At 67.3% G+C, this 3,067-nt stretch carries 3 protein-coding genes and 1 pseudogene; 3 read left to right on the top strand and 1 reads right to left on the bottom strand.

Features of this window, described 5'->3' with window-relative positions; all coding sequences use genetic code 11:
* Nucleotides 1–366: 366 nt before the first annotated feature.
* The 3 genes and pseudogenes from ychF to GTW40_RS02280 all read left to right on the top strand — a co-directional run.
* Nucleotides 367–1,455 (top strand): redox-regulated ATPase YchF, encoded by a 1,089-nt coding sequence (gene ychF / locus GTW40_RS02270; RefSeq protein WP_161178459.1) that lies wholly within the window; start codon nucleotides 367–369, stop codon nucleotides 1,453–1,455.
* Between the two features lie 281 nt (nucleotides 1,456–1,736).
* Nucleotides 1,737–2,021 carry a hypothetical protein gene (locus tag GTW40_RS02275; RefSeq protein ID WP_028438980.1) on the top strand — a complete coding sequence of 95 codons (285 nt, stop codon included), beginning with the start codon at nucleotides 1,737–1,739 and terminating at the stop codon, nucleotides 2,019–2,021.
* Nucleotides 2,003–2,179: pseudogene (locus GTW40_RS02280) on the top strand (DNA-binding protein); the annotation flags it as partial. The gene GTW40_RS02275 and the pseudogene GTW40_RS02280, both read left to right, overlap by 19 nt.
* 8 nt (nucleotides 2,180–2,187) lie before the next feature.
* Here GTW40_RS02280 and GTW40_RS02285 read toward each other — a convergent pair.
* Nucleotides 2,188–3,005 (bottom strand): IS5 family transposase gene (locus tag GTW40_RS02285; RefSeq protein WP_343245599.1). Its coding sequence is split into 2 segments (ribosomal slippage): nucleotides 2,188–2,669 and nucleotides 2,669–3,005, totalling 819 coding nucleotides; the frame shifts between segments, so codons are not numbered across the junction.
* Nucleotides 3,006–3,067 lie beyond the last annotated feature (62 nt).

Here is a 3,067-nt window from a genome sequence, read left to right on the forward strand (position 1 = left end):
GACGGCCGTACGCGCGGGGCGCGGGGTGGGGCGGACTGGTGCGATGGCCCCCGTTCGGCCCCGGCCGGCGGCCGCCGTGCCTGCGGCGGCAGATGCGCGGGCGGCGGGGTGCCGCGTCGCGGTCCGTCGTGCGGGGATCGCGTTCTGTATTGCTCCACTGGACCAACTTAGGTCTGTTTATGTGCCGAATCGCTCCTGAGACACGCCGAAGACGCCCGAGCGGGGACGAGCGGGCTGAGGTAAAGAGGTGGGCCCGGCTCCCGCGAGGGCGCCCGCCCCGGACGCCGTAGACTGGTGGATCGGCCGGTGTCACCTGGCCCCTGGCAGCCCCCGCCCCTGGCCCACTCATCAACGGGAAGTCGCAACGTGTCGCTCACGATCGGAATCGTCGGCCTGCCCAATGTCGGCAAGTCGACCCTTTTCAACGCCCTGACCAAGAACGACGTGCTGGCGGCCAACTACCCGTTCGCCACGATCGAGCCGAACGTCGGCGTGGTCGGCGTCCCCGACGGCCGCCTCGCCCAGCTGGCGTCGATCTTCGGCTCGGAGCGCATCCTCCCGGCGACGGTGGACTTCGTCGACATCGCGGGCATCGTGCGCGGCGCGTCCGAGGGCGAGGGCCTGGGCAACAAGTTCCTCGCGAACATCCGTGAGTCCGACGCGATCTGCCAGGTCATCCGCGCCTTCAAGGACGAGAACGTCGTGCACGTCGACGGCAAGGTCTCGCCCAAGGACGACATCGAGACGATCAACACCGAGCTGATCCTCGCCGACCTCCAGACCATCGAGAAGGTCCTGCCGCGCCTCCAGAAGGAGTCCCGGATCAAGAAGGACGTCGCGCCGAAGGTGAAGGCGGTCGAGGAGGCGAAGGAGATCCTGGAGAAGGGCGACACGCTGTTCTCGGCGGGCATCGTCCAGGGCTCCGGCAACGAGGAGCTCCTCCACGACCTGCACCTCCTGACGACGAAGCCCTTCCTCTACGTCTTCAACGTGGACGAGGACGAGCTGACGGACGAGGACTTCAAGAACGAGCAGCGGGCGCTGGTCGCCCCTGCCGAGGCGATCTTCCTCAACGCCAAGCTGGAGGCCGACCTCGCCGAGCTGGACGAGGAGGACGCCATCGAGCTCCTCGAGTCCGTCGGAGCCGAGGAGCCCGGCCTCGCCACCCTGGCCCGCGTCGGCTTCAACACCCTCGGCCTCCAGACCTACCTCACCGCCGGCCCCAAGGAATCCCGCGCCTGGACCATCAAGAAGGGCGCCACCGCCCCCGAGGCCGCCGGTGTCATCCACACCGACTTCCAGAAGGGCTTCATCAAGGCGGAGGTCATCTCCTTCGAGGACCTGGTGGAAACGGGGTCCGTCGCGGAGGCCCGCGCCAAGGGCAAGGCGCGGATGGAGGGCAAGGAGTATGTGATGCGGGACGGGGATGTGGTGGAGTTCCGGTTCAATGTGTGACGGGTGACATAACACCACGTCGCTGATCTGGCAAACGTGCAGGTCAGATGGGGTCCGACTCTTCGGAGTCGGGCCCTTTGTTTTTTCCCGTGCTGGGATGGTGCTGGGATAGCTGATCCCTCGTCACCTGTCGTCATCCCTGGTCATCCGTACCGTGCTGGGATCGTGTTGGGATGGGATGGGGGTGCCTGTGCTGGGATTTGTGTGAGCGGGGCGCTGACCGAGCTGTGAAGGTAGTGCGGACGTGGCGCTTTTCCTACTCGATTGACACAAGCGGGGGCATGGCTGAGGCGACGTACAGCATCGGGGAAGGGCCAGCGACGCGGGTGAGCTTGTCGCTGCCGGAGGGGACCGCGGAGGCGATCCGGGCTCGGGTGGGCAAGCGGGAGTTCTCCGCGTTCATCGCCGAGGCGGTCGAGCGTGAGCTGCGTGGGCAGGTCCTGGACGAGTATCTGGCGGACTACGAGAGCCGCAAGGGGCCGGTCTCCGAGCCGGCTCGTCAGCGGGCGCGGCAGGTCTTCGACGAGGTGTTCGCCGAGGAGGCCGAGTGGCCCGCCGCAGGCTGAGTCACGAGGGGACGCTGGTCCTCGACAGCGAGGGATTCTCGAAGCTGCTCGCCGACGACGAGCAGGTGGTGGCCCTGATCGCTGAGGCGCGCTCGCGGGGCATGGAGGTCGTGATCAGTGCGCTCACCATTATCGAAGCCGTCCACCCCCGTACGAATTAGAGGTCCTAACAAAGGCGTTGGATGTGTCGGTGAGTGATCAGGCAGGTGGCGAGACCGAGGAAGGCCTCGTGGATGTCGTCGCGTCGCTCCCAGCGGATCCGCAGGCGGCGAAAGCCGTGCAGCCAGGCGATGGTGCGCTCGACGACCCAGCGGAAAATGCCCAGGCCAGAGCCGTGTTGCACGCCTCGCTCAGCGATGACCGGGCGGATGCCGCGCTGCCACAGTAGGCGCCGGTATTTGTCGTGGTCGTAGCCGCGGTCGGCAAGCAGCGTGTCGGGTCGATGTCTGGGGCGGCCGACGACGCCGGCAACCGCCGGGATCTTGTCGAGCAGGGGCATCAGCTGGGTGACGTCGTTGCGGTTTCCACCGGTCAGCGACACCGCGAGCGGGATGCCCTGGCCGTCGGTGAGAACGTGGTGCTTGCTGCCCGGCCGTGCGCGATCGACCGGGCTGGGACCGCTTTTGGGCCCCGTCGAGCGGCCCGGACGTGGGAGGAGTCGATCACCGCCCGGGACCAGTCCAGCTTGTTCGCCGCCCGCAGCTTCTTCAGGAGCACCAGGTGCAGTTCGTCCCACACGCCGGCCTCGTTCCACGCGGCGAGGCGCCGCCAGCAGGTCATGCCCGAGCCGAAGCCCAGTTCCTGCGGCAGGTACTCCCACTGGATGCCCGTGTGCAGGACGAACAGGATCCCGCACAGCGCCTGCCGGTCCGGGACTCGCGGTCTGCCCTCGACCAGCTTCGGACCCGGCACGGGCAGCAACGGCTCGATGAGCGACCACAGTTCGTCCGAGACGATCCAGGGCCGCGACTGACGTTTCCCCACGATCGGACCAACGACCAGCCAATCCGAAAGTCACATGATCAACGGCTTCTGTTAGGACCTCT

Source organism: Streptomyces sp. SID4985, assembly GCF_009863025.1.
In the GTDB taxonomy this organism is placed as follows: domain Bacteria; phylum Actinomycetota; class Actinomycetes; order Streptomycetales; family Streptomycetaceae; genus Streptomyces.